Below are 23,867 nucleotides of genomic sequence, written 5' to 3'. Positions count from 1 at the left end.
CTGCTTCCGCAAGAATGGTGAATCTGCTTCAGCGTTTGGCGCCGAACGAGGGGTACACCCAGTCCGCGCTGGAGGGTGTGCGGTTCATGCGCTCCAATCGGCCGTTGGGTCGTACGCCGGTGCTGTACGAGCCCAGCATCGTGATCGTGTGTCAGGGGCGCAAGCTGGGTTTTCTCGGCGAAGAGGTGTACGTCTACGACGCCCAGCATTATTTGATCCTGTCCGTGCCGCTGCCGTTCTCGACCGAAACCGAAGCGAGCGAGGCCGAACCGATGCTGGCCGTGACGTTGCGTCTCGACCTGATCGAATTGACCGACCTGATTCTGATGATCGATCGTTCCGGACGCCATCAGCAAGGCACACCGCTGGGGATCGTATCGACGCCGCTCGAGGGGGATCTGGCCGAAGCGACCGTGCGCCTGCTGCAAGCGTTGAGCTCGCCCTTGGACGCCGAAGTGCTGGGGCCTGCAATCGTCAGGGAAATCTGCTATCGGGTGTTGATCGGGGAACGAGGCGCGGCGATGAGGGCCGCGCTCGCACATCAGGGCCGCTTCGGCAGGGTGGCGAAAGCACTGCGGCGAATTCACGCCGACTATGCGCAGTCTCTGGACGTCAGTACGCTCGCGGAAGAGGCGGGGATGAGCATTCCCGCGTTTCACGTCAACTTCAGAGCCGTCACGCTGACCTCTCCGATTCAATACATCAAGTCGACGCGTCTGCATCAGGCGCGCTTGCTGATGATTCGCGACGGATTGACGGCCGCCTCTGCGTCAGCGCGCGTCGGGTACGAAAGTCCGTCGCAATTCAGCCGCGAGTTCAAGCGCTTTTTCGGACGCTCACCTGCCGACGAGGCTCGGGATATGCGGGCATCGTTCGCACTATCTCCCGCTGCAAAGATCGACGACTACGTCGCCTCTCACTGACTGACGGCTTCGCATGGACAGCCCGTTGACGGCGCGCTTAGACGCTTCCGCCGGCATCGGCCCGGCTCAGGATAAGGCTGTCGATCGGCATGGACGATATGCAGCGGTGATGCCGTCGGGCGCCTGGCGCCGTTGTCGGACCGCGGGCGTGCCGCAGCGTATTCACTTCACGTTTCGTTCGCGCGATAAGTGGTCAAAAGGGTATGCAGCCGTTGACTGAGCGCCGGCGTTTCTTCGACAGGCGTAAAAGCGTCGTGCGTCGCCGTGTGGATTGCGTCGAGCACGATATCGGGCCCGCCCGCGCGGTCGCACGTGACGATCGCCGCGGTCTTCGGACTGCGCAATGCATCGTATGCGCGCAGGCCGTCGACGATGCCGGCGCCGTCGATGCACGCCGCGAGCGCAGCGGCATCGAGGATCGCTTGTCCCGCACCATTCGATCCGACGGGATACATCGGATGAGCGGCATCGCCCAGCAGCGTGACGCGATGGTCGCTCCACCGCGGCAGCGGATCGCGGTCCGTCATCGGCATCCTCAGGACCCGCGTCGCATTCAGGATGAGCGATCGCACGTCGAGCCAATCGAATTTCCATGAGAAGAATACGTCCGGCACCGAGGCGGGCTCGATGACGGCGTGTCGTTCCGCGATCGCGATCGCGGTCGCGTCGCGCAACTCGAGCACCCAGTTCGCGACGATCTCGTCCGGCGTGTCAGGGTCACGGACGGGATAGGCGACCAGCTTGCCGGTCTCGATCCGGCCGCAACGCAGCATCGTTTGCTGGTCGAGGAGGGGGAAGCGCCTCGTGATGCCGCGCCACATGACGATGCCCGAATGCCGGAGCGGCGCGGCAACAGGATGGAGCTGCCGGCAGACGGCGGAACGTATGCCGTCGCAACCGACCAGCATGTCGCCGCGCGCCGCGGTGTCGCGGCAGTCAAAATACGTGCGTACCTCACGCGTGTCCTGTTCGAATCGAACCAGCCGGTGTCCAAACCGGACGGCGTCGGCCCCCAGTCGCCGGCGAACCGCATTCAGGAGAATGCGCAGCAACGCCTCACGGTGGATCGAATACTGCGGGAATTCGGCGCCGCTTGCGATGCCCAGCGGTTCGCTCAACAGAATCTGGCCGACCGAACTCGCGTACACAGACGAGCAAGGCAGCATGGCCGCCTTGCCCAGTTCGGATGCGAGCCCAAGCCGGTGAAGCACGCGCGATGCGTAGGGCAGGATGTTGAGACCGACGCCCGCGGCGTGCACGGCGGATGTCGCCTCGAATACCTGGCACGCGTACCCGCGAGCATGAAGCTCGAGGGCAAGCGAGAGTCCGCCGATACCTGCACCGATGACAATGACGGCTGGCATGTGTGATGTGCGTCCGGTTCGACAGTCCGATGCCCGTGTTCCGAGCCCGGTGCCCGATCACCTTGCCGGCACCGGCGTGCGGATGCATTCCGGGTGCACGATCTCGACGACCTGCTGGACCAACGCTTCGAGGGGCGCGCGCCCGTCGATGCGCAGTTGCGGGACATCCTCGGCAAGGTGCAGCATGGTGGACCTGACCAAATGCTGAAACGGAACGAAATCGGCCGGTCGGCCATTGCATTCGAAGAAGTTCATCTCCTGTTTCCGTTGATGCGCGATTTCGATCGGCGTATCGAGGAACAGCACCGTCTCGGGTTTCGGAAGCGATTGGCATACCGAATAAAGGAATGGCGCAGCCATATCCAGGACCTTCATTTTGGCCGCGAACTTGTACCAGTACGAATCCACGATGACCGGTCGATGCATGGCCAATGCGGGACCGATGATCATGTCGTACTCGAGTGCGGCGAGGTAGCAAAACTGCGCCGCGCGCGAATGGGGGCCCAGGCGTCGCAACGTCTCCGGCGGATCCAGATCCGGCAGCAGATCGGGAAACATCGTGACCGACGAAAACTGCTTCCAGTGCGCGATCGTGATGTCGGGGTAACGATCGGCAATGGCATTCAGAAGTGTCGTCTTGCCGCTGGCGTCTACGCCCAGGAGGCAAAAGAACTGGCCGGTTTCAAGCATTCGATCCCTCGCTGCGAAGAATGGCCCTACGGTTTCGACATCGGCGGCGGCTGAACCTTGCGCGCGATTCCGCGCAACACATAACCGATTGCATTCGGCTGTACTTCCATGATCTGCGGCGACGGTCGCTTGTTCCAGACGGTTTCCGGCCTGCTTTGCAGAATGACCAGGTCATCGGGACGAGACCGATGGCGGTCGCTTGCCCATTCGATGTCCTGCGGAACGCCGAAGTGCTGTTCGATCCGCTTCGCGATGCGCGCCAGCGCGACGATCTCGTCCGTGTCGAGACAGGCCGTGTGTCGTTTGTCGGCATGAACCGGCACGCGACAGACCCGATCCTTTTCATGATCGATCGTGTATTCGACTTGCTTCGACGCCAAATGCCGTTCGATGACTTCCAGCGTGACCTTGTCGACCACGTAGCGATCGGGCGTGGCCTCTCCCGTGACGACACTTTCTCCCAGGCCCCAGTTGGCTTCGATCACGATCTTCGAGCGATCGCCGTTGGCGGGATTCAGCGTGAAAAGGACGCCGGCCGATCGGGCGTCGACCATTTTCTGGATGCCGACACCGATCAACGCGTTTTCGTGCGGAAAACGCACCTTTTGCCGGTAGGCGATGGCCTGAGGCGTGAAGAGGCTGGACCAGCATTTCCGGATCCTGCCCAGCACGTTGTCGGCGCCGCGTACCCACAGGTAGGTCTCCTGCTGTCCGGCAAAGCTGCTGTGCGCGAGGCATTCGGCAGTGGCGCTCGAGCGTACGGCGACAGGAAGATTGGCGACTCCGAAGTCGCTGGATAGCGTTGCATAAGCGTCGGAAATCGCGACTTCGAACGCTCGCGGAATCTCGATGGATTCGATCAGCTGTCGTATCGCGCGGCTCGTATTCGTCAACGATGCGAGATCGTCGACGACGAGGCGGGCCAGCAACCTGTCGAGCGCTTGCCTCGCGGGTTGATCGAGAAACGCCGCGTACACGTCGGTCGCGACGGCGAAACCCGCCGGAACCGGAAAGGCGGCGCGCGTCAGTTCGCCCAGCCTCGCATTTTTCCCGCCCACATGGGCGAGCAGCGCGAGGCTGCATTCGGAGAGCGGGCGGATCCATGCCCCCGCGTCGTTCGACGGCGATGTCATGACAGGATCTGCACCGTTCCCGCATCGCCGTTGACGCGAATGCGCTGTCCCGTCTTGATCAGCCGGGTCCCGAATCCGGTGCCGACCACCGCCGGCAAACCATACTCGCGCGACACGATGGCGGCATGGCACATCACGCCGCCGACGTCGGACACGGTGGCCTTGATCCGGCTGAAGACGGGGGCCCAGCTGGGCGAGGTGACCGGGCACACGAGAATCTCGCCGGGCTGGACTTCGTTGAGCTGTTCGGTTCGATTGATGACGCGTACGGGCCCCTCCACGATGCCGGGCGACGCCGCGCAGCCCTTCAGCTCCCGTTGCTCGCCGTCGGCGGACTCGATTCCGAGCCAGTTGATGACGGTCTCCTGCGTGATGCCCCAGAGCATGATCATGAGCGGGTCCGTGATCGATTCGGGCGGCGTTCCCAGCGCGGGCGGCGGGGACGACTGGCGAAAGCGCTGGTAGATCTCGCGGCGCTGCGCGATCTCGTCGGGCCAGATGCGCGGCCCTCTTGCGTCGGCACCGACCGACCATGCGGTGATCAAGTCGTAAAGCGCCGCCTGGATTTCGTATCGGTTCAGGAAGAAGATGTCGTCCGTCGATGTGATGAAGCCGTGCTGAACGAGGATCTTCCCGAACTCGCGCATCTTTTGCCAGAAGACGGTGTGGTGCCAATGTTCGACGAAGAAGTTGTGGTTCTCGACGTACGGATACACCGTTCGGGCCAGGTTCAGCAGGTCCGCGAACACCTTCGCGTCCTCATCGTTTTTCACGAGCTGCGCATATTCGGTCGTGATGCGGTCGCGTTCGCTGCGAATGGCGTCGAGGGGGCGTTCGATGATCTCGCCTTGTTCGAGCTTCTCGACATAGCTGCGCAGCGCGACGAACGGAAAGGAAAGGTCGTCGATCCAGCTGCGATCGTGATGATAGAAACCCGTGCCGGTGGAAAAATTGAACCAGGGCTGCTTCGCTTGTTCCAGCGCGCTGCACCATCGCCTGCCGTTCTCCGTTTCCTGCAGGTCGGCGAGTATCTCCGACGGCGGCGCGGCTTGCTTGACGACGGGCGCGATGTCGAGCGCGATGGCAAGGTGCGCGAGCTTCCTCAATTCGTCGTCCGGACGGAAGAGCAGGACGTCGATCCCGGACACCATTTGTGCGACGCTCTGGTCGGAAATGCCCGGAAAGGCCTGCTTGCAGAATTCCAGAAAGGTCAGGTAGGCGGCGTAGCCGAGATTCAGCATCTCGAAATGGTATTGCCAGACCTTGAGCAGGTTTTCGATGGTGCGGTTGTAGGCTTCGAGCAGATGGTAGCCCGAGGCCACGCCTTGACCTTCGGTGACGACGGCCTCCGCTTCGAGCTCGGGCAGAGCGCGGATCTCGATCGCTGCGAGCGCTTCGATATGGGCGCGGGTCTTGCGCAGCCACTGCTCGTAGAGTTCGTCCCAGTGCTCGAAGTAATATCCGGCGCGCCGTGTGAAATGCTCGGTGCGCTGCGCGATCAACGCCGGGTCGGTGACCGCGGTCGGACTCAGATACAGGTATCCGTTCACGATGCGCTGGTCGATGCCGAGCGCGGACGGCATCACGAAGACACGCGTGTTGTACTGCGATAACGCGACCCAGATGGCTTCGCAGATGATCGCGTCGAACGGGTACAGCGGCTCGGCATGATGTATCCGGTCCGCAAACCAGAACCGGCTTTCCTCGGAGGTCCTGCGTTCTTCACTGAAGACGTGATAGTACGGATAGAGCCGTTGCCAGCCTTCGCATCCCGGTGGCACCGCGACTTCGAACGGACTCGGGAATTTCCCGCGCGACGAACGGTTCATGGTCGATCCTTGGTTCGCGTTGCCAGATGAGGGCAACGGGCAGCCATCCCGTTACCGTGCGGATCAGGTCGCAGCAGTCAGGCCCGCGTCGCCGAGCGCGTGCAGCACGCGATCGATCATCCCTGCCGTTTCGCTGCTCTTCGTCCCGCACACGTGCGCTTGCGCTTCTTCGGCGGTCGTGACGCCGTCGAACAGGAAGACAAGCGCGGCTTCCAGTGCGGACAAGGTCACGACCGTGCCGAATTCATTCAGTCGTGCGAATTTCATCGCGCCGTCCGGAAACGAGAAATCGACGTCGAACTCGAGGGGCGGAAGGGGGCGCGCGGTCGTCGGCGGCTCGGCGTCGATCGGGTCACGAGCTTGCGGCACGTCGAATCGTTTCCCGCTCACCCGGCATTCGGCCCAGAGAAATGCGGCGCGGGCGAACGCGGCAATGCGTCGCGCGTAGGCCAGCGATGAGGCCCTGTCCGGATATTCGGGCGTGCGCTGCAAATGCCAGAGCAGGTCGGCGGCGCTCAGGCCCGTGGGTCGGCCGAGGAACTCGTGTTCCCACCCGGATGGCAACTGACCCAGCGTGCGGTTGCGCCACTTGGACAGCGGATTGGTCCGGCCGTAGCCGGCCAGCAGCGCATCGACCGCGTGGCCGAGCAATTTCTGCGCGGCGAACACCAGCGTGCGATAGTCGCCGGTTTCTTCATAACCCACCATGTCGATCTGGATCGTTCTTCCTGCGTGGCGTGCGACTTGCAGTTTGAGCCTGGCGAGCGCGGCCTCGGACGGCCGAAATGCGGCGTCGGAGCGCGTCGGCGACGGGCTGCGCAGAAGTTGCCCATGACGTAGCCGATGAAGCAGCAGACGCTCGTCGAACGTAAACTTCGCCGTATCGGAAACATCCCAGGGCTGGCGGGACCAATCGTCGAGACGACGGATCAGGCTCTCGATCGCGGTATCCGGAAAGATCCGGACGTCCACCACGCATTTGCCCAGCGCCCAGATGACCTCGTCCTGCGTCGGCAGCGCGGACGCCGGGCGGGCGGTGATCAGGAGCACGTCGAGATCGGACTTGCGGCTTCCCATGCCTTCGGCCAGCGAACCGACCGCGAGAAGGATGTCGTCGTCCTCGAGTCCGACCATGTCGGCAATACTCGTGCGGACGGACGGTAAGTCGGTCTCCCCCAAATGCAGAAATTCTTCCACATTCATTTCTTTTCCCGTTGCGCGAGTGTCTTGTTCTGGGCGGAACGGCGTGCCGATCCGAAACGATCTGCCCGGGTCAGTCGAATACTTGCTTGTCCAGTTCGTGCATGGTGATTTCGTTGAAGTCGTGGAATCGCTTCCGGAACAGATCGCGTATCTTGCCGACGGCAATATGCGTGGCGCGTTGTTCGATCAACATGCCGGTATACGCGACGTGACTCAACTCGTCGCGCAGCAGCGTATCGAGCAGCTTCACGACCTGCGGCAGCGTTGTGGGCGGGCAATGGGCGCTGAGCGCATCGCGCTGCAACAGGTGATGGATCGTCGTTCTGATCTCGGCGATATTCATCTGGATGAAATCGTCGACGGTGGGCGGCCTTCCGTATGGCGACCCTTCGACCACGAACAGCGATTGCGCCATCGAGTAGCCCGGCGAGAGCTGTCGCAGTTCGTTGCGAAACGCCGGACTGACGGCGCCGGGAAAGGTCAGGTCCAGCAGCTTCAGATAGAACAGCGCATGACCTGATTCGTCGACCGCATGACGTTTGAGGAGCTGCTGTTCCTCCACATCCTCGGCACACGCCGCCATCGACCACAAGCGAGTCGCGCCGTCGCCTTCGCGCTCGGCATTCGTGATCAGCGATGTCGCCAGCCATTGCTTGTTTTGCGACGCGCCACGGTAAGCCGCCGCATAGGCGCGCGTGCCGTAGGGAGGATCGTCTTCCAGCGCGGCTTCCAAAGCCGACAAATAAGTCGGGCACCGATCGTCGAGACCCGACTGGGACAAAGCGACCCTCGCGGCGATGTAGATCCGTTCGCTGGTCTCATCGGCATCCAGCAATGCGTCGATAGGCGGCCCGTCTGGTGACGGCACGGGCGTGGAGCCAGCGAGCATCATCGCACGTTCACCTTAGAGAGATTGGGAGCAAGGATCGAACGGCGCGTTGAGTGCAACGAACGCGCGATCGGCGTTAGGGAATTTCGCTGCGATTGCGTCGAGCGTTTCCTGATCGAGCACCAGCTTTCCGTTCTTGATGTGACCGGAAAGCACGATGCCGAGCCGATTTTCCTCGATTCTCTTGGCAGCATCGAGTACATCGTCTTTATCGTATTGCGACATGTTTTTCCCCTTTTCGAGTAATTGACGTCACGCGCTTGGAATAAGTTGGCCTCGGCGCGTTTAACTAAGCTAATTCATGGGGGGTCTTTGTCAAGAAGATTTGATTGGCGGCTTCGGTGCCGGATTGATGCCTGTGGAATTGTGTTTTTTGCGGAATGAACAAGGAGACTGTTCACGGTTTTTAAAATGGCGGGTGAGCTTTTTTGACGGAAAGTCGCTTTGTCGTAAGCCGATCGATAGCGGTGCGAAAGACGCACCATCGGTGACAGTCGGGGTGATTGGAAGCCGCTCAGAATGGTTTAAGTAGCTTATACATAATCCGGAGATTGTCTGGATCGCGCGTCGGTGTACGGATCGATTTTTAATCGCACTTTTAATTGCTGATTTTCAAGTGACGGATCGAGTCGACATAACTATTATGGGAATCGATCGGCAATCGCCGGCATGTTCGATTGAACATCCGCACGAGTGGGGTGCACGAAACGCAACCAAAGGCACGCGCGATGGAACATGATTTTCAGGGCGTCGATTCGGAATGCTGCGCGAGGGACGACGAATGCTTCGATCTGGGATTGCTGGCGGATGGGTTGGCGAGATCGGGATATGGAGAATTTGTCGCCAACTTCGATCCGCTCGTACCACGGCCGAATGCCTGGCAGGCCGGCCGGGAATCCATTCCCGTTTCGCTTCGGCCGGTGGTCGATTTATTCCTGATGAACGAACCGGTGGAAGCGGATGCAATTCCTGCTTCCCTTCGGGCGTTGCTTCCGGCGTTGACGGACATCGGACTGATTGTCGCGCTCGCCGGGAACCGGATCGCGACGCCGGGGCTCGTGATCTTGCCCGTCTGGGGCAACTGGTTGGTTTGCGAGCGGCCCGGCCCCAATCCCGCGTTTTACTTCGGTGAGGATTCCATCGCGTTGCTCGCGCGCATGCTGCCGCGCAGCGGCGGGGATTGCCTGGATTTATGCACGGGTCCGGGCTTGCACGCGGTGCATTGCGCGCGGTTCGCGAGAAGCGTCGCGGCAGTCGAGATCGATGCGACGGCGGCCCGGCTGGCGTGGATCAACGCGCGCCTGAATCGCGTTGCCGATCGCGTCGACGTGTTTCACGGCGACCTTTATCAGCCCGTCGTGGGGCGGCGGTTCGACACGATCGTCGCGAATCCTCCGCTGCTGCCGTATCCGGACGCACTGCCGGCCCCGCGGGTCGGATACGCCGGCCCGGACGGGTTTCGCATCATCGGACGCATCCTGGAAGGGTTGCCGCATGCGCTGCGTGATGGCGGCGCCGCCCAGATCATCGGGATGACGCTCAGTGATGGGCGCATGCCGGTGATCGTTGACCGACTGGATGGCATCGCGAAGGAGTCGGACATGACGATCCGTTGCAGCGCGCTGTCCCACCAGCGGCTCATGTCGGGCGACGCGTACTTCGATCTCGTTGCCGGCAGCATGACGCACGTGTCCGGACAGGGCGCGTCGCTCGTCGAGGATGCGCTGCGGACGATGCTGGCGAGCCAGAAGTGCAGCCATCTCTGCACGTTTTTTCTGCACGTGGTGCCGGGCAACGGGCGATTCGATCTCGTCGACGTATCGCAGCCCGATCGCCCGGGATTCTGGTACATCTGACAAAGGGCCAATATGGCGACACTGGTCAAGATCGGGGGCAGTCTCATTCCGGCGCACGTCGAGCCGCTGTGTTCGTCGCTTCGTGAGGTCGCCGGCGATCACCACATCCTCGTGATCGCCGGTGGAGGGCAGCTCGTCGATGTATTGCGCGCGTACCGGAAGACACTGACGCTGAGCGATGAAACGGCCTATTCGATGGCGATTCTCGCGATGGATCAGCATGCCTGCCTGGTGGCGGAGATAGGCGGATTCACGGTGTCCCGCTCACTGCGGGAACTGATGAAACGACGAACTGTTCCGCAGGTTTTCGCGCCGTCCGACGTGCTTCTGAACTTGCCGATCAACGACGATATCCACATCGACCGGATGACGTCGGACACGATTGCGGCGTTTGTCGCGGGTTGGCTGGGCGCCGATCTGATCATCGCGACCGATACCGACGGCATATACAGCGCCGACCCCGCCGTCGTCCCGGATGCGATATTTCTCGAACGCGTGCGCGCTTCCGATCTGACGCATCCGACATCGGTCGATGCCGAAGCCGTGCGGATGATACGCCGCTGGAACGTCAGGACCTGGGTGATGAACGGGACCGTTCCGGATCGGCTGGTGAGATATATGCGTGGCCAACCGGTAAGGGGGACGGAGATCGTTCCCGACTGACGGTTAAGTGTCGTCGGTTCACGCGCTGCGAACGCGAATCACGAGAGCGTGCGCAACGCTACCCGTCGTCGATTTCGACGGCCCGATCTCATGCGTGCGTTCGACCGAGCGAACGCAAGTACGTCGGCACGTTCGCCTTGGTCGTCGTCTGGACCCGCGTCATGAGCGCGTGATCGATACGATCGAGTCCGTACGTCCGGGCAATGTCGTGCTGCAGCCGGCACCACAGATGGCCGGCCATCTCGGCATCGACCATCGCCCGGTGCGCACGGCCCGTTTTGGGCAACTGCAGCATATCGGCCAAGGTCGACAGGCGGTGACTCTGCGCGTGCGGGTAGATGCGTCTCGCCACCAGCATCGTGCAGGCAAAGGAATGCTCGGCCGGCATGTCGAGCAGCCCGAGCTCCGCCTGCCAGAACCGTTTGTCGAAACCGGCGTTGTGCGCCACGACGGCATGCTTGCCGACGAACGCCGCGGCTTCTTTCATGACTTTCGACGCCGGGGGAGCCGTTGCAATCATGTCGTTCGTGATGCCGGTCAGCGCGACGACGTCGGACGGGATGCGTCTGCCTGCGTTCATCAGGCTCTGGAAACGGTCGACGACCTGGCCGTCGCGTAGAAGGATGACGGCGATTTCGGTAGCACGGTCGCCCAGATTCGGCGAAAGCCCGGTTGTTTCGAAGTCCAGTACCGCGACGGTTTGCATGGTTGAATCCTGTTACTTCATGCGGTGTTGTTTGGTTTGGCCGAGAGGTTAGCATCTTCGGGCCGGTGTTGCCCCGTACCCTGCCTGATGCTGAATTCGATCAGATTCTCGTAAATCTCCCGTTGTCCGGCAGGCAGCACAGGCCGCAAGGTCTCGCGTCGCTTGTCCGCGTCGAACATCGATTCCACCAACCATCCCGTCAGATAGACCGCTGCAAGACATCCGCCTGCGGTCGCGACGTTGCCGAGACACACGAGCGGCTGGTCCAGCGCCTGCAGTCCGCGTGCCAGTAGACCGTCTCGCGCGTCGGGATGGGTGGTTGCCCGGCCGTCCGGTAACAACCCGAGCTGTTCGAGAATGAAGGCCCCGGCGCAAATCGACCCGATGCGCTGGCGTGCCGGATCGAGATCGAACGACGGCAGGAAATCCGGGCTCGCCAGCGCGGCCGGTATCCCTTGTTTGCCGCTCGAGAACAGGACCGCGTCGGCGCGATTGGCGTCCGACAGCGGGCCATGAACGGGAATGGGCAGGCCATGCGCGGAATGCAGCACCGGCTGCGCACCGAGAATCCGAACGCGCCAGTCCGTGGTGTTGCGACCGAGAATGTCCCACATCAGGAACAGGTCGATATCGGTGAACTGGTCGAATGCGACGAGAGCGATGTCTTTCAACGCGAACTCCATGAGTAAGCGGCGCCATGCCGGAAGCGGCGGCGGCCGTGATAGAGTTCGCAGCCTATCTGTCCATGCCGCACCATACACAGCCTGTATGGCGATGCCGATGAGCAAACTGACTCGAAACGACTGGATTGCAGCGGGCTTCGATGCCCTCGACGGAGAAGGGTATGCGGGCATCTCGGCCGAGAGCCTCGCGCGACGGCTGAACGTCACCCGCGGATCGTTCTATCACCACTTCCTCAATCGCGAAGACTTCGTCCGGACGCTGCTGACCGCGTGGGAGGACGACTATACGGCGCGCATGCTCGCCTACGCGGCGGACGGCCGTAGCGTGGGCGACACGCTGACGCGCTACCTGCGCATCGCCGCGGAGAAGCGGCCGGGACGCGAAGTGGCGATCCGCGCGTGGGCGCTGCACGACCCGATCGTGGCGGAATTCCAGCAGCGCGTCGATGCCACGCGTCTGGCATTCGCGGTCGAAACGTCGCGTCGGTGGGTCCGCATGCCGGGTGACGCCGAGATCGTGGGACAGGTCGCACACCTGTGCCTGATCGGCGGCCAGCAGGCGGGGCTGCGGCGCGATGCCAAGCGGTTCAACCGCTTCATGCAGCGCGCGTTCACGGCCGTCGAGAGCATGCTTCCGCGTCGGCGCGCGTAACGGTGCGAGGCGCGCGATACCGGGTGATGCATGAATTGCGCGGGTATCGAGGAACGGGGTGCGAGCGAGTGCGTAGACCGTTCGGTGCGTGGTTCACGAGAAGCGCTTCAGGTCATGTGGTGACGCGCTTTCCCCAAGTCTCGTCAGTCGCGAGCGCCACCGCGATAACGCAGGTGGATCAGCGGATAGGGCCGCCCCTGTCCGTCGAGCGCCGATCGCCCGCAGCGCTCGAAACCGAGCCTTTCATAGAATCCCGCCGCCGGTTCGTTCTGCTCGTTGACGTCGGTCGACAGGCCGGGATGGCGCTTGAGTGCTTCTTCCACCAGCAGGCGCCCGACCCCCTTGCCATGGTGAGCGGGGTCGATGAACAGCGCTTCCATGTGACTGCCGTCGAGCAGCATGAAGCCGATCGGCCGATCGGTTTCGTCGACGGCCAGATCGAGCGGCGCGCCGGGTAGAAACATCACGACTTCGGATTCGATCGCGCGACGGTCGCCGGCGCTCAGGAAGTGATGCGTCGCGTCGACCGCGCTGCGCCAGATATCCAGCACGTGTGTGCCGTCGGCCTTGGTGGACTTGCGAATTCTGATCATGGTTTGACGTGGGGTGATTCGGGGATTCGGAGGTCGACCTGCGACAGACGGCGACGCTTCAAGTGGGTTGCCGCTGCTGCCCGCCGCGAAGGGTTTCGGCCCGCTCGATCGCCCGTCGCGCGACGTCCTGCACTCCCGCGCTCATCGGCAGATCGTCCCGATCGAGTTCGGTGAGATCGAACCAGCGCGCCTCGAGCGCATCGTCGCCTGCAACGGGCGTGCCGCGCAACCATCTGCACAGCACGGCGACCAGCACGTAATGCTGGCGCAGGCCGCCGGCGGCGTCATGATCGAACGCGTCCAGTGCCGTGAACACGTCCAGCGCGTCGACGTCGATCGCGGTCTCCTCGGCGATCTCGCGCACGGCGGCGTCCGCGACGGTTTCTCCCGATTCGATCTTGCCGCCGGGAAAGCCCCAGCAGCCTGCGTCGGGCGGATTCGCGCGGCGCACCAGCAGCACGTCGCGGTCCCGAAGAACGACGCCGATCACGGCGGGAACGGCGCGCACGGGCGGCGCGGCACCGGTCGGGAGACGAGACGAATCTGACATGACGGCGCTACATGGAAGAGGGTTCGCAAGCACGCGAGGGCCGGCGAAGGTTCATCGTGCATCCTCGGTACGCTGCTCGATCGCACGGATCACGGCGACCATGTCGTCCGATCCATGTCCGGCCTGCTCGGCCTCGCGGTAGAGCGCGTGGCAGATGTCGAGCAGCGGCGACGCGATGCCGATGCTGCGCGCGGATTCGGCGACGAGGCGCGCATTCTTCAGCACGTCGGTGATCGCGGCCTGCACCGAGAAATCCTGTTCGACTAGCTTGCCGAGCTTCACACGCGACACGTCGCTCGCCATCGGGCCGGCGTTCAGCACGTCGGCGAAACGCGCGAGGTCGATACCGTGCCGTTGCGCGAAATGCGTGGCTTCGGTCAGGCCGGTGGCCATCGTGATCAGGAACAGGTTGACGGCGAGCTTCATCGTCAGCGCCGACGGCACGTCGCCGCACACGAAGCTGTCGCGGCACAGCGGTTTCACGAGCGCGCGGATCGCGTCGACGTCGTCCGGCGCGCCGGCCAGCATCACGACGAGCTGGCCCGCTTCGGCCGGCTTGCGCGAGCCCGACACGGGTGCCTCGACGTAGCGACCCGACGCGGCGACGATCTCGTCGGCCAGCGCGCGCGAGTACTCGGGTGAAGTGGTGCCCATGTTCACGATCACGTGCCCGGCGACACGATGACCGAAATCGGGCGTGCCGCGTCCGAGGACGGTGTCGATCGCGGCGTCGTTCGCGAGCATCATGATCACGGTGCGGCAGGCCGCGAACACGTCGTCGGGACGTTCCGCGACGCGCGCGCCGGCGGCGCGCAGCGCATCGTCGCTGCCGTGCGAACGGCTCCACACGACGAGCGGCGTGCCGGCCCGCGCAAGATTGAGCGCCATCGGCGTGCCCATCACGCCGAGGCCGATGAATCCGACTGCCGTTTGCATGTGCTTGCTCCCGCGATGGTTCGAGACGATCGTGGGCGTCAGTATCGCAGCGTTTCTGCACGTCTGCCATCTTGCCCGCGCGGCTGCGGTTGTTGCGTCGCGCCGTCTCGCGCTACGTCATATCCGCCAGATACGGCCACGGATAGATGCCGCGTGCATGACCGTCGCCGAACACGAGCCGGATGCCGTAGCCGGCCGCTTCCACGCCATCCAGCGTAAGGTCGAGCTGCGCATCGACACGGCCACCGTCGAGCCGAATCCGTCGGCATTCCGCGCACGGGCAATCGCTGCGCAACTGCGCATAGCCGATGCGCTGCGTGTCGCCGTCCGGCCAGCGGAGTGTCAGCGCGCGAGCCGGATGATCGAGTGCGATTTCGGTCGGCGAGATCATCGCGAAGCGTCGTCGATTTGCCGGATCGCGATCCGCACGGCCTTGCGCACCTCGGGATCGCGGTCCTCGAGCGCGTCGGTCAGCGCGGGCAGCGCCGCACGGTCGCTCAATTCGCCGAGCGCAAGCGCGGCTTCCTTGCGCAGATTGCTGATCGCATGCGAGAGCAGCACGACGATCGCCGGTGCCGCGGCGGCATCGCGCAACTGCCCGAGTGCCCGCGCGGCGCGCAAGCGCACCTGCCAGTAATCGTCGCCGAGCGCGGTGACGAGCGCCTCGCGTGCGTCCGCGATGCGCAGCTTGCCGAGCGTCGCGGCCGCTTCTTCGCGCACCTGCCATTCGCGGTCGCGCAGCGCGGCGAGCAGTGCGTCGACGACGGCTGCATCGTCGGGCGTCGCGAACCCGATCGCACCGACCGCGGCGCGCCGCACGTCCGCATCGGCATCGGTTGTCGCGATGCGGGCGAGCGGCGGCAGCGCACGCGGCGTCTTGAGCCAGCCGAGCACCGCGACGGCTTCGGCGCGCACGTCAGCGGGTTCGGCATCGAGCGCGTGCAGCGCGGGCGCGAACGCGTCGGGCACGCGCAACTCGCGCAATCCGCGCAGCACGGCGCCGCGCACGAACGGCTCGGGCCGGTCGGCCCAGCGGCACAGCACGGGGCCCGATGCGGCGTCCTTGAGTTCGGACAGGCTCTGCGCCGCGGCGGCGCGCACGCCGTCGTCCGGGTCGAGCAGCGCGCCGCACAGCGCGTCGACGACCTCGGGCCGTTCCCACGCACCGAGCACGCGGGCCGCTTCGCCGCGCACGTCGGCCGACGGATCGTCGCGCAACGCGGCGACGAACACAGGTACGAGCCCGGGGTCCTCGAGATCGGCGAGTTCGAACAGCGCAATGCGGCGCACGGATGCGTCGGGCGCGGCGAGGCGGGCGACGAGCACGGCAAGATCAGGATCGTGCGTGCCGGGCAGTGGGGAGACTGAAGAGAAAGCGGTCATGGGCAAAAGGTCGGTTCGATGAATGGGCGGCTGCTCACGGAACGCGGTGCACGGGCGGCGTGGCATGGCGATGCGCGAGCCGTCGCGTCGTCGATGCGCGGCCCGCGTGCCTGGTCAGCGCAGCAGGTAAGGGATGTCGACCTTGACGGCGCCGGTCGGGCAATCGCGTTCGCACGGCATGCAGTACCAGCATTCGTCGAACTGCATGTACGCCTTGCCCTTGGTCACGTCGATCGCGAGCAGGTCGAGCGGGCACACGTCAACGCAGACGGTGCAGCCCTTGTCGGCGATGCACAATTCCTCGTCGATCGTGACGGGCGCGCTGCTGCGCAGGAAGATGTCGTGCGGGGTATGGGGCACGGTAGGGTTCCTCAGAGGGCGGCCGCGGGGGCGGCCGGTTCGCGGATGCGCAGATGCGCGTAGGCGCTGCGCTCGTCGTCGGCGAGCGGCACGATGTAAGGCTCGACCGGCCGCTTCTCGCTGCGCATCGCGCCATCGGCGCTCTTGCGCAGCCACGTGTGGCAGAACCAGTCGGCGTCGTTGCGGTGCGGGAAGTCGACGCGGTGGTGGTACAGCCCCCAGCGGCTCTCGGTACGGAACAGCGACGCACGCGCGGCCATTTCCGCGCAGTCGCGGATCGCGCGCACTTCGGCCGCGCGCATCAGTTCATGCGGATGGTTCGCCTTGATCTCTTCGATATCCTCAGTAATCTCGTCAAAACGTTGCAGCCCGATTTCCATCTTGCGCGTCACCTTCGGTGGTTGCAGATAGTCGTTCACCATGCGGCGCAGCTTGTATTCGACCTGCGCCGGTGCGAGGCCACGCTCGCGCAAAAGCGGGGCGAGTACGCGGGCACGCTCGGCGTCGACCTGTTGGTCGTCCACCGGAGCATGATCGCGGCCCGCGACATCGTCGGCCGCGTTCTGGCCGGCGAACCAGCCGTACGTGAAGGCGCCGAGCATGTAGTTGTGCGGGACGGCCGCCATGTCGCCGGCCGCATACAGCCCCGGCACGGTCGTTTCCGCGCGGGCATTCACGTAGACGCCCGACGCGCTGTGGCCGCTGCAGAAGCCAATCTCGGAGATGTGCATCTCGACCATCTGCTGCCGGTAGTCGGTGCCACGCCCCGCATGGAAGCGGCCGCGGCTCGGACGCTCGTTCGTATGCAGGATCTGCTCGATGGTGCGGATCGTTTCTTCGGCGAGGTGATCGAGCTTCAGGAACACGGGGCCGTTGCCGCTTTGCAGTTCCTGGTAGAACTCCCACATCATCTGGCCGCTCCAGTAGTCGCATTCGATGAAGCGCTCGCCCTTGCCGTTCGCGGTGAACCCGCCGAGCGGGCCGGTCACGTACGCGCATGCGGGGCCGTTGTAGTCCTTGATCAGCGGATTGATCTGGAAGCACTCGAGGTTCGCGAGCGCGGCGCCCGCGTGGTAGGCCATCGCGTAGCCGTCGCCCGCGTTGGTCGGGTTCTCGTAGGTGCCCATCAGGTAGCCGGACGCCGGCAGGCCGAGGCGGCCGGCCGCGCCGCAGCAGAGAATCACGGCCTTCGCGCGCACCACGTAGAAATCCGCGGTGCGGCAGTCGAAGCCGAGCACGCCGCTCGCGCGGCCTTGTGCGTCGGTCAGCACGCGGGTCGCGACGATCCGGTTCGTGATCGCAATGCGCGCGCGCTTCAGTTGCCGGTACAACACCTTCTTGATGTCGTGTCCTTCCGGCATCGGCAGCACGTACGAGCCCATGTGATGGACCTTCTTCACCGCGTAGTCGCCGGTGCCGTCCTTCTCGAACTTCACGCCCCAGCGGTCGAGCTGCTCGATCGTCGCGAAGCTGTGCCGCGCATACGCATGAACGGCCTCCTGGTCGACGATGCCGTCGTTGGCGATCGTGATCTCGCGGGTGTACTGCTCGGGCGTCGCATGTCCGGGGATCACCGCGTTGTTCAGCCCGTCCATGCCCATCGAGATCGCACCGCTGCGCTTCACGTTGGCTTTTTCGAGCAGCAGCACGCGCAGGGACGGGTCGCGCTCCTTCGCCTTGATTGCCGCCATCGGGCCGGCGGTGCCGCCGCCGACCACGACGACGTCGTATTCGAGCACATGGGTATTCATCGCAGTTTCCTTGCAGGTTTGCGCGCCTTCTGCCGGTCGATGCGCAGCCGGTACTGGAAGGCGTCGCCGCGGAAGTAGAGGTATTCGTAGTCGATCGGCGCGCCCGATGCGTCGTGCGTGAGGCGCTCGATACGCAGCACGGGGCTGCTTTCCTCGACGTGCAACGCGTCGACGATCTCGTCGTCGGCGAGGATCGCGTCGATCGACACGTCGGCATGACCGAGCGGTATGCCGCAGTCGTTTTCCAGGACCAGGAAGATGTCGCGGGTCGCGAGATCGGCGCCCGCGAGGCGCTTGCCGAGTGCTTCGGGCACCCAGGTCTGTTCGAGCGATACGGGCTCGCGGTTCAGCAACCGCACGCGATGGATCTCGACGAGCGGCGCGCCTTCCGGCAGGTTCAGCTTCGTCGCGAGATGGCGGTCGGCCTTGACGGTGCGGAAGCTGCGCAACTGGTTGACGATCTCGTAGCCCATCGTCGACATCGCCTCGGCGAAGCCCTGCAGCGACGTCACGTTCTGGAACGCCTTCGGCTTCGACACGAACGTGCCCTTGCCGTGCAGCTTGAACAGCAGGCCTTCCTTCTGCAGGTCGCCGAGCGCCTGGCGCACCGTGATGCGGCTGACGTCGAACATCGCGCAGAGCTCGTGCTCGGAAGGCATCCGGCTGTGCGGCGCATGGGTGCCGTCGAGAATGCGCGCGCGCAGCGTGTCCTTGATCTGCACGTAAAGCGGGGCCGCTGACAGCGGCACGACGTTGGGTGGGGTCATCAGTCAACTTGTTATGACAAGATTGCTCGAGTGTAGTCAGCGCGATCGGGCGTCCCAACCAAGCATTTCTGATTTCTACTTTCCGATTCCGGAAAAGCGGGGCGAACGGGCGATCCGGCATTCGATCCGCCCCTTGCCAGCCGCGCGGATTGGCCGACAATCAAAAAAATTCGCCGGCGCGTGCGTCGCGCATGTCGAATTCCCGATGTATCGATCGTCGTATCCATGTCGATCGGGCTCGCGACGGCGTCGATGAGGCAGCCGGACAGACCGCCGCGCGGTGCAGCAGGAGCCCGATTCCCGAGGATTGCCGAAACGAGCCAGGAGACGCCAAATGCCGGATTCCCGATACCGCTGGGTGATCGTCGCCGCGGGCGGCCTGATGGGCTGCATCGCGATCGGCGCGATGTTTTCGCTGCCCGTGTTCCTGCGCGCGATTGCGCGTGACACGGGCTGGTCGATGACCGGCATCTCCGCCGCGATGACGCTCGGCTTTCTTGCGATGGCGTTCGCGAGCATGGGCTGGGGCAGCCTGTCGGACCGCATCGGCACGCGCGCGGTCGTCACGACGGGCGCCGTCCTGCTGTCGGCGAGCCTGGCGCTGGCGAGCCGCGCGCCGTCGCTGCTCGTGTTCCAGCTGACCTTCGGCCTGGCCGTCGGCAGTGCGACGGCCGCGATCTTCGCGCCGATGATGGCGTGCGTGACGGGCTGGTTCGACACGCACCGCAGCCTCGCGGTGTCGCTCGTGTCGGCCGGCATGGGGATGGCGCCGATGACGATGTCGCCGCTGGCCGCATGGCTCGTATCGGTGCACGACTGGCGCACGTCGATGCTGCTCATTGCCGCGCTGGCGGCCGTCGTGATGATTCCGGTGTCGCTGCTGGTGCGCCGGGCGCCCGCGCTCGACGGTGCACACGCGGCACCCGCGCCTGCCGGCGCGCCCGCCGCGATGTCGGTTGCGGACGCGCTGCGCTCGCCGCAGTTCATGGTGCTGCTGCTGACCAACTTCTTCTGCTGCGCGACGCACTCGGGCCCGATCTTCCATACGGTCAGCTACGCGGTGACATGCGGGATCCCGCTGATCGTCGCGGTGTCGATCTACAGCGTCGAAGGGCTGGCCGGTATGGGTGGCCGGATCGTGTTCGGAATCCTCGGCGACCGCGTCGGCGCGAAGCGCATGCTGGTGACGGGGCTGCTCGCGCAGGCGCTGGGCGCGCTCGGCTACTACTTCGTGCGCACGCTCGACGGGTTCTACGCGGTCGCGACGTTGTTCGGTTTCATCTATGCGGGCGTGATGCCGCTGTATTCGGTGCTCGCGCGCGAGAATTTCCCGCTGCGGATGATGGGCACCGTGATCGGCGGCTGCGCGATGGCCGGCAGCCTCGGGATGGCCGCCGGCCCTGTCGCCGGGGGCCTGATCGTCGATACGTTCGGCAGCTATGACTGGTTGTACATCGGTTCGTTCGCGATCGGTCTCGGCGCGTTCCTGATCGCGATGATGTTCCGCCCGTTTGAGAAAGCGCGGTCGGAAACGGTGGCCGCGTGACCCGGCAACGGAGGCGGGGCGGCTGCCGTTTGGCGGGAAAAGCGAGGCCCCGCCGGCGTCGTCATGGATAAAAACAGGGCCCGACACTGCTTGAGCTGGCCGCTGTCCAAATGGCGCTCAGCCTGCTGCGGCGCAGCAGAGCGGCAAGTGACGGCGATCGGCGTGCATGCGTTGCGATTCGGCCCCTAAAAAACGCAATATCGAGCATATATTCGAAGGGCCTGTCATACCCGCGTCACCCTGCTAGAATTCGGCCTGCCGCATTGTTCCGATTGACTGATGAGATTGCTTGACGCCCTGGTCGAACAACGTATCGCCGCCGCCGCCGCGCGGGGCGAGTTCGACGATTTGCCGGGTACCGGCGCGCCGCAGACGCTGGATGACGACCTGCTCGTACCCGAGGAGGTGCGGGTGGCCAACCGTATCCTGAAGAACGCGGGCTTCGTGCCGCCGGCGGTCGAGCAATTGCGCGCGCTGCGCAACCTGCATGACGAAGTGCAGGCGGTCAGCGACCGTGCCGCGCGCTGCCGGCTGCAGGCGAAGATCCTGGCGCTCGACATGGCGCTCGAATCGCTGCGCGGCGGCCCGATGGTGATGCCGCGCGATTACTGCCGGCGCATCGCGGAACGCCTGTGCGAGCGCGGGCTCGACGAAGCGCCCGCCGAAGCGGGGCCGATGTGACGTCCGACGCGCTGGACGACGCAGCCCGATCGGCAGCCGAACCCGTTCAATATCCCGAAGCCGCGCCCGTGTCGGCGCGCGACCTGCATTTCATGCGTCTCGCGCAAGCCGCCGCCGAAGAGGCGCGCGCGGCCGGTGAAGTACCGGTCGGCGCGGTGCTCGTGCGCGGCGACGAAGTGATCGCACGCGGCTTCAACCATCCGATCGGCGGGCACGACCCGTCGGCGCATGCGGAAATGGCTGCGCTGCGCATGGCCGCGCAGCATCTGCAGAACTACCGGATGCCCGGCTGCGAACTGTACGTGACGCTCGAGCCGTGCCTGATGTGCGCGGGTGCGATCATGCATGCGCGCATCGCGCGGGTCGTCTACGGCGCCGCCGATCCGAAGACGGGTGCATGCGGCAGCGTGATCGACGCGTTCGCGAATCCGCAGCTCAACCACCATACCGAAGTGACCGGCGGCGTGCTCGCCGACGAGTGCGGCGCCGCGCTGAAATCGTTCTTCGCCGAGCGCCGTCGTGCGCTGCGCGACGCGCGGCAGGCCCGCGACGCCGAATCCGGCGCGTCATAGGCGCGTCGGCCGCGTTTGTCGCCCCGGGCGCGCACGGTTCGGTGAACCGGAGACCGTTCGGACCCTCTAAGCAGGTTTGACGATCCGACACCTTTCGCCCATGTCCCTCCAGCCCGCCGCGTCCTACACCATCCGCCTGCTGGCGCCGTCCGGTTATCCGCACGACCCCGACGCGATCAATCGCGCGCTCGAACGCCTCAGCACCGCGCAGCAGCGCATCGAGAACATCGAGGCGACGCAGCGGCGCTTCCAGCGGTTCGGCGGCACCGACGGCGAGCGGGCGGGCGACCTGAACCGCCTCGCCGATCCCGAGCGCCCGCTGCCGGACATCGCGCTCGCGGTGCGCGGCGGCTACGGCGCCGCGCGCATCCTGCACGGGCTCGACTATCGCGGGCTCGAACGCCGGCTGCGCGACCAGTCGGTCGCGCTCGTCGGCCACAGCGATTTCACGGCGATCCAGCTCGCGCTGTACGCGAAGGCGCGCATCAAGACGTTCGGCGGCCCGATGCTGTCCGCCGACTTCGGCGCGGAAACGCCGAGCGACTTCACGATGCAGCACTTCTGGCAGACGCTGACGCAGCCGAGCACGACGATCATCACCGAAGCGCCGCAGGTGCAGACCGTGAACGTTGCGGGCACGCTGTGGGGCGGCAACCTCGCGATCCTCACGTCGCTCATCGGCACGCCGTACATGCCCGACATCGAGGGCGGCATCCTGTTCGTCGAGGACGTCAACGAACAGCCGTTCCGGATCGAGCGGATGATCTATCAACTGCACCTGTCCGGGCTGCTCGCGCGCCAGCAGGCGCTCGTGCTCGGCCAGTTCACGGGCGCGCGGACGTTCGAGTACGACAACGGCTACGACATGCAGGCGATGATCGAACAGGTGCGCTCGGTGGTCGGGATTCCGGTCGTCACGGGGCTGCAGTTCGGCCACGTGCCCGACTTGCTGACGCTGCCGTTCGGCGCGCAGGCGCAGCTGGTCGCGAATGCGCACGGTTTCCGGCTCACGCTGTCGGACTATCCGCATCTCGGCTGATGCCGACGCGATCGATCGAAAGGCGGGTTTCCCGCCTTTTTCTTTATGTAAGTGTGCAACTAACGGTCCGGAAATTTCACCGCCGCCAACCGAATCGTCTCCGCGTTACGCACCATTTTTGTCAACAAAATAGCCGGGCGGGTATACGACGAGAAGGGCCTCTGCCGTGCCTACCAGGCTTGATATGCATGGATTGTGCGCATGCTGCACCGAATGGGGTCATGTCGATGCACGTCGATTGTGCGAAATCCCGGAAAAGAATTGTTGACAATTTTTATGTCCGTCCTAGGATGAGGACCATCACGCGATGCAGATCATGAACGAGCCCGATTCCCACCCGTCCGGCGCAGCCGGTCCCGAAGCGATCGCCGAGCGGATCCGCACGGCGATCCTCGAGCATCGGCTCGCGCCCGGCGCGAAGCTGACGGAAGCGCAGCTCTGCGACGTGTTCGACGTGAAGCGCGGGACGATCCGCCAGGCGCTCGCGCAGCTCGCGACCGACAAGCTGGTCGACCTCGAGCCGAACCGCGGCGCGTTCGTCGCGAGCCCGACGTTGCAGGATGTGCACGAGGTGTTCGAGATGCGCCGGATCATCGAGCTCGCGGTGGTCGAGCGGCTCGCGACCGGGCCCGGCGCGAAGCGGCTGAAGGGTGTCGCCGCGCTGCTCGACAAGGAACGCAAGGCGTTCGAGCGGCACGATTTCGCGGCATGGATCCGGCTGTCGGGCGAATTCCATACGGCGCTCGCCACGCTGATGGGCAATGCGACGCTCAGCGAGTGCCTCGAGGGGCTCGTCGCACGCTCGACGCTGATGTCGGCGCTGTACGAATCGCACGGGCGCAGTCCGTGCTCGTGCGACGACCACGACGGGATCCTCGCCGCGCTGGAGGCGGGGGACGCGAAGCGGGCGGTGACGCTGATGGCGCACCACCTGCAGCATGTCGAACTGAAGATGCTGGACCGGCCGGCGCAAGGGCAGGTCGATTTGCGCGAAGTGTTCGGCGGCGCCTGAGCGGCGACGCGAACCCGGCTGCGCGCCACAGAACGAGAGCAATGCTGGCCCGCGGTATTTGCCGCGGGCCGCTGGTCCGACTCCGG

The 23,867-nt window shown here is 64.7% G+C and carries 26 protein-coding genes; 9 read left to right on the top strand and 17 right to left on the bottom strand.

Going from position 1 to position 23,867, the window contains the following annotated elements:
- Positions 1-14: 14 nt before the first annotated feature.
- Positions 15-923, top strand: a complete 909-nt coding sequence (locus ACTRWB_RS21950) for an AraC family transcriptional regulator N-terminal domain-containing protein (RefSeq protein ID WP_446903313.1) — start codon at positions 15-17, stop codon at positions 921-923.
- 167 nt (positions 924-1,090) lie between these two features.
- On the opposite strand, the gene ACTRWB_RS21945 is transcribed toward ACTRWB_RS21950, so the two are convergent.
- The 7 genes from ACTRWB_RS21945 to ACTRWB_RS21915 form a co-directional block, all read right to left on the bottom strand.
- Complete coding sequence (locus ACTRWB_RS21945) at positions 1,091-2,287, bottom strand: FAD-dependent monooxygenase (protein ID WP_446903208.1); 1,197 nt, start codon at positions 2,285-2,287, stop codon at positions 1,091-1,093.
- 57 nt (positions 2,288-2,344) lie between these two features.
- On the bottom strand, positions 2,345-2,977 hold the full coding sequence (locus ACTRWB_RS21940) for a dTMP kinase (protein WP_446903207.1): 633 nt from the start codon (positions 2,975-2,977) through the stop codon (positions 2,345-2,347).
- Between the two features lie 26 nt (positions 2,978-3,003).
- On the bottom strand, positions 3,004-4,110 hold the full coding sequence (locus ACTRWB_RS21935) for a PEP/pyruvate-binding domain-containing protein (RefSeq protein WP_446903312.1): 1,107 nt from the start codon (positions 4,108-4,110) through the stop codon (positions 3,004-3,006).
- Positions 4,107-5,939 (bottom strand): PEP-utilizing enzyme, encoded by a 1,833-nt coding sequence (locus ACTRWB_RS21930; RefSeq protein ID WP_446903206.1) that lies wholly within the window; start codon positions 5,937-5,939, stop codon positions 4,107-4,109. The genes ACTRWB_RS21935 and ACTRWB_RS21930 overlap by 4 nt, the downstream gene beginning before the upstream one ends.
- Positions 5,940-6,002: 63 nt before the next feature.
- The gene (locus ACTRWB_RS21925; protein ID WP_446903205.1) at positions 6,003-7,142 is read right to left on the bottom strand and encodes a hypothetical protein; all 1,140 of its coding nucleotides are present in this window, start codon (positions 7,140-7,142) and stop codon (positions 6,003-6,005) included.
- Positions 7,143-7,212: 70 nt separating this feature from the next.
- Complete coding sequence (locus ACTRWB_RS21920) at positions 7,213-8,034, bottom strand: hypothetical protein (RefSeq protein ID WP_446903204.1); 822 nt, start codon at positions 8,032-8,034, stop codon at positions 7,213-7,215.
- A 12-nt stretch (positions 8,035-8,046) separates the two neighbouring features.
- Positions 8,047-8,256 carry a hypothetical protein gene (locus ACTRWB_RS21915; RefSeq protein ID WP_048248574.1) on the bottom strand — a complete coding sequence of 70 codons (210 nt, stop codon included), beginning with the start codon at positions 8,254-8,256 and terminating at the stop codon, positions 8,047-8,049.
- Positions 8,257-8,759: 503 nt separating this feature from the next.
- On the opposite strand from ACTRWB_RS21915, the gene ACTRWB_RS21910 reads away from it, so the two are divergent.
- Together ACTRWB_RS21910 and ACTRWB_RS21905 are read left to right on the top strand one after the other, a co-directional pair.
- Positions 8,760-9,887: a methyltransferase gene (locus ACTRWB_RS21910; protein WP_446903203.1), complete on the top strand. Its 1,128-nt coding sequence runs from the start codon at positions 8,760-8,762 to the stop codon at positions 9,885-9,887.
- Between the two features lie 12 nt (positions 9,888-9,899).
- The gene (locus ACTRWB_RS21905) at positions 9,900-10,550 is read left to right on the top strand and encodes an amino acid kinase family protein (RefSeq protein ID WP_446903202.1); all 651 of its coding nucleotides are present in this window, start codon (positions 9,900-9,902) and stop codon (positions 10,548-10,550) included.
- Between the two features lie 88 nt (positions 10,551-10,638).
- On the opposite strand, the gene ACTRWB_RS21900 is transcribed toward ACTRWB_RS21905, so the two are convergent.
- Both ACTRWB_RS21900 and ACTRWB_RS21895 read right to left on the bottom strand, forming a co-directional pair.
- A complete protein-coding gene (locus tag ACTRWB_RS21900) occupies positions 10,639-11,256 on the bottom strand; it encodes a 3'-5' exonuclease (RefSeq protein WP_446903201.1) in 618 nt (205 codons plus the stop codon).
- A 17-nt stretch (positions 11,257-11,273) separates the two neighbouring features.
- Positions 11,274-11,939, bottom strand: a complete 666-nt coding sequence (locus ACTRWB_RS21895) for a DJ-1/PfpI family protein (protein ID WP_446903200.1) — start codon at positions 11,937-11,939, stop codon at positions 11,274-11,276.
- Between the two features lie 85 nt (positions 11,940-12,024).
- Between ACTRWB_RS21895 and ACTRWB_RS21890 the strand changes: the two genes are divergently transcribed.
- A complete protein-coding gene (locus ACTRWB_RS21890; protein ID WP_446903199.1) occupies positions 12,025-12,591 on the top strand; it encodes a TetR/AcrR family transcriptional regulator in 567 nt (188 codons plus the stop codon).
- 143 nt (positions 12,592-12,734) lie between these two features.
- Here the strand turns inward: ACTRWB_RS21890 and ACTRWB_RS21885 are convergent, their stop codons facing one another.
- The 8 genes from ACTRWB_RS21885 to ACTRWB_RS21850 all read right to left on the bottom strand — a co-directional run bounded on the left by ACTRWB_RS21885 (position 12,735) and on the right by ACTRWB_RS21850 (position 18,931).
- The gene (locus ACTRWB_RS21885; protein WP_446903198.1) at positions 12,735-13,184 is read right to left on the bottom strand and encodes an acetyltransferase; all 450 of its coding nucleotides are present in this window, start codon (positions 13,182-13,184) and stop codon (positions 12,735-12,737) included.
- 58 nt (positions 13,185-13,242) lie between these two features.
- Positions 13,243-13,734 (bottom strand): NUDIX hydrolase, encoded by a 492-nt coding sequence (locus ACTRWB_RS21880; protein ID WP_446903197.1) that lies wholly within the window; start codon positions 13,732-13,734, stop codon positions 13,243-13,245.
- Positions 13,735-13,785: 51 nt separating this feature from the next.
- Entirely contained in the window at positions 13,786-14,670 is an 885-nt protein-coding gene (locus ACTRWB_RS21875; protein ID WP_446903196.1) for an NAD(P)-dependent oxidoreductase, read from the bottom strand.
- Positions 14,671-14,782: 112 nt separating this feature from the next.
- Complete coding sequence (locus ACTRWB_RS21870; protein ID WP_446903195.1) at positions 14,783-15,061, bottom strand: gamma-butyrobetaine hydroxylase-like domain-containing protein; 279 nt, start codon at positions 15,059-15,061, stop codon at positions 14,783-14,785.
- Complete coding sequence (locus ACTRWB_RS21865; protein WP_446903194.1) at positions 15,058-16,053, bottom strand: HEAT repeat domain-containing protein; 996 nt, start codon at positions 16,051-16,053, stop codon at positions 15,058-15,060. The genes ACTRWB_RS21870 and ACTRWB_RS21865 overlap by 4 nt, the downstream gene beginning before the upstream one ends.
- 114 nt (positions 16,054-16,167) lie before the next feature.
- Positions 16,168-16,413, bottom strand: a complete 246-nt coding sequence (locus tag ACTRWB_RS21860) for a 4Fe-4S dicluster domain-containing protein (protein WP_048248563.1) — start codon at positions 16,411-16,413, stop codon at positions 16,168-16,170.
- Between the two features lie 11 nt (positions 16,414-16,424).
- A complete protein-coding gene (locus ACTRWB_RS21855; RefSeq protein WP_412021635.1) occupies positions 16,425-18,164 on the bottom strand; it encodes a fumarate reductase/succinate dehydrogenase flavoprotein subunit in 1,740 nt (579 codons plus the stop codon).
- Positions 18,161-18,931, bottom strand: a complete 771-nt coding sequence (locus tag ACTRWB_RS21850; protein ID WP_446903193.1) for a GntR family transcriptional regulator — start codon at positions 18,929-18,931, stop codon at positions 18,161-18,163. Before ACTRWB_RS21850 ends, ACTRWB_RS21855 begins: the two co-directional genes overlap by 4 nt.
- A gap of 334 nt (positions 18,932-19,265) precedes the next feature.
- On the opposite strand from ACTRWB_RS21850, the gene ACTRWB_RS21845 reads away from it, so the two are divergent.
- From ACTRWB_RS21845 to ACTRWB_RS21825, 5 genes are all read left to right on the top strand, one after another.
- Positions 19,266-20,477 (top strand): MFS transporter, encoded by a 1,212-nt coding sequence (locus tag ACTRWB_RS21845; RefSeq protein ID WP_446903192.1) that lies wholly within the window; start codon positions 19,266-19,268, stop codon positions 20,475-20,477.
- A gap of 279 nt (positions 20,478-20,756) precedes the next feature.
- Positions 20,757-21,158 (top strand): DnaJ family domain-containing protein, encoded by a 402-nt coding sequence (locus ACTRWB_RS21840; RefSeq protein WP_129512386.1) that lies wholly within the window; start codon positions 20,757-20,759, stop codon positions 21,156-21,158.
- Positions 21,155-21,730, top strand: a complete 576-nt coding sequence (gene tadA, locus ACTRWB_RS21835) for a tRNA adenosine(34) deaminase TadA (protein WP_446903191.1) — start codon at positions 21,155-21,157, stop codon at positions 21,728-21,730. The genes ACTRWB_RS21840 and tadA overlap by 4 nt, the downstream gene beginning before the upstream one ends.
- 100 nt (positions 21,731-21,830) lie before the next feature.
- Entirely contained in the window at positions 21,831-22,769 is a 939-nt protein-coding gene (gene ldcA, locus ACTRWB_RS21830) for a muramoyltetrapeptide carboxypeptidase (protein WP_446903190.1), read from the top strand.
- Positions 22,770-23,076: 307 nt separating this feature from the next.
- Positions 23,077-23,781, top strand: a complete 705-nt coding sequence (locus ACTRWB_RS21825) for a GntR family transcriptional regulator (RefSeq protein WP_048248554.1) — start codon at positions 23,077-23,079, stop codon at positions 23,779-23,781.
- The last annotated feature ends 86 nt before the right edge of the window (positions 23,782-23,867 follow it).

Source organism: Burkholderia sp. YIM B11467, assembly GCF_052952715.1.
The sequence above is the reverse complement of the archived record's forward strand: the minus strand, read 5'-3'. Positions and strand labels throughout refer to the sequence as shown.

Coding starts and splice junctions, on each gene's coding strand:
- ACTRWB_RS21950 (WP_446903313.1), top strand. CDS start 15: ATGGTGAATCTGCTTCAGCGTTTGGCGCCGAACGAGGGGTACACCCAG.
- ACTRWB_RS21945 (WP_446903208.1), bottom strand. CDS start 2,287: ATGCCAGCCGTCATTGTCATCGGTGCAGGTATCGGCGGACTCTCGCTT.
- ACTRWB_RS21940 (WP_446903207.1), bottom strand. CDS start 2,977: ATGCTTGAAACCGGCCAGTTCTTTTGCCTCCTGGGCGTAGACGCCAGC.
- ACTRWB_RS21935 (WP_446903312.1), bottom strand. CDS start 4,110: ATGACATCGCCGTCGAACGACGCGGGGGCATGGATCCGCCCGCTCTCC.
- ACTRWB_RS21930 (WP_446903206.1), bottom strand. CDS start 5,939: ATGAACCGTTCGTCGCGCGGGAAATTCCCGAGTCCGTTCGAAGTCGCG.
- ACTRWB_RS21925 (WP_446903205.1), bottom strand. CDS start 7,142: ATGAATGTGGAAGAATTTCTGCATTTGGGGGAGACCGACTTACCGTCC.
- ACTRWB_RS21920 (WP_446903204.1), bottom strand. CDS start 8,034: ATGATGCTCGCTGGCTCCACGCCCGTGCCGTCACCAGACGGGCCGCCT.
- ACTRWB_RS21915 (WP_048248574.1), bottom strand. CDS start 8,256: ATGTCGCAATACGATAAAGACGATGTACTCGATGCTGCCAAGAGAATC.
- ACTRWB_RS21910 (WP_446903203.1), top strand. CDS start 8,760: ATGGAACATGATTTTCAGGGCGTCGATTCGGAATGCTGCGCGAGGGAC.
- ACTRWB_RS21905 (WP_446903202.1), top strand. CDS start 9,900: ATGGCGACACTGGTCAAGATCGGGGGCAGTCTCATTCCGGCGCACGTC.
- ACTRWB_RS21900 (WP_446903201.1), bottom strand. CDS start 11,256: ATGCAAACCGTCGCGGTACTGGACTTCGAAACAACCGGGCTTTCGCCG.
- ACTRWB_RS21895 (WP_446903200.1), bottom strand. CDS start 11,939: ATGGAGTTCGCGTTGAAAGACATCGCTCTCGTCGCATTCGACCAGTTC.
- ACTRWB_RS21890 (WP_446903199.1), top strand. CDS start 12,025: ATGGCGATGCCGATGAGCAAACTGACTCGAAACGACTGGATTGCAGCG.
- ACTRWB_RS21885 (WP_446903198.1), bottom strand. CDS start 13,184: ATGATCAGAATTCGCAAGTCCACCAAGGCCGACGGCACACACGTGCTG.
- ACTRWB_RS21880 (WP_446903197.1), bottom strand. CDS start 13,734: ATGTCAGATTCGTCTCGTCTCCCGACCGGTGCCGCGCCGCCCGTGCGC.
- ACTRWB_RS21875 (WP_446903196.1), bottom strand. CDS start 14,670: ATGCAAACGGCAGTCGGATTCATCGGCCTCGGCGTGATGGGCACGCCG.
- ACTRWB_RS21870 (WP_446903195.1), bottom strand. CDS start 15,061: ATGATCTCGCCGACCGAAATCGCACTCGATCATCCGGCTCGCGCGCTG.
- ACTRWB_RS21865 (WP_446903194.1), bottom strand. CDS start 16,053: ATGACCGCTTTCTCTTCAGTCTCCCCACTGCCCGGCACGCACGATCCT.
- ACTRWB_RS21855 (WP_412021635.1), bottom strand. CDS start 18,164: ATGAATACCCATGTGCTCGAATACGACGTCGTCGTGGTCGGCGGCGGC.
- ACTRWB_RS21850 (WP_446903193.1), bottom strand. CDS start 18,931: ATGACCCCACCCAACGTCGTGCCGCTGTCAGCGGCCCCGCTTTACGTG.
- ACTRWB_RS21845 (WP_446903192.1), top strand. CDS start 19,266: ATGCCGGATTCCCGATACCGCTGGGTGATCGTCGCCGCGGGCGGCCTG.
- ACTRWB_RS21840 (WP_129512386.1), top strand. CDS start 20,757: ATGAGATTGCTTGACGCCCTGGTCGAACAACGTATCGCCGCCGCCGCC.
- ldcA (WP_446903190.1), top strand. CDS start 21,831: ATGTCCCTCCAGCCCGCCGCGTCCTACACCATCCGCCTGCTGGCGCCG.
- ACTRWB_RS21825 (WP_048248554.1), top strand. CDS start 23,077: ATGCAGATCATGAACGAGCCCGATTCCCACCCGTCCGGCGCAGCCGGT.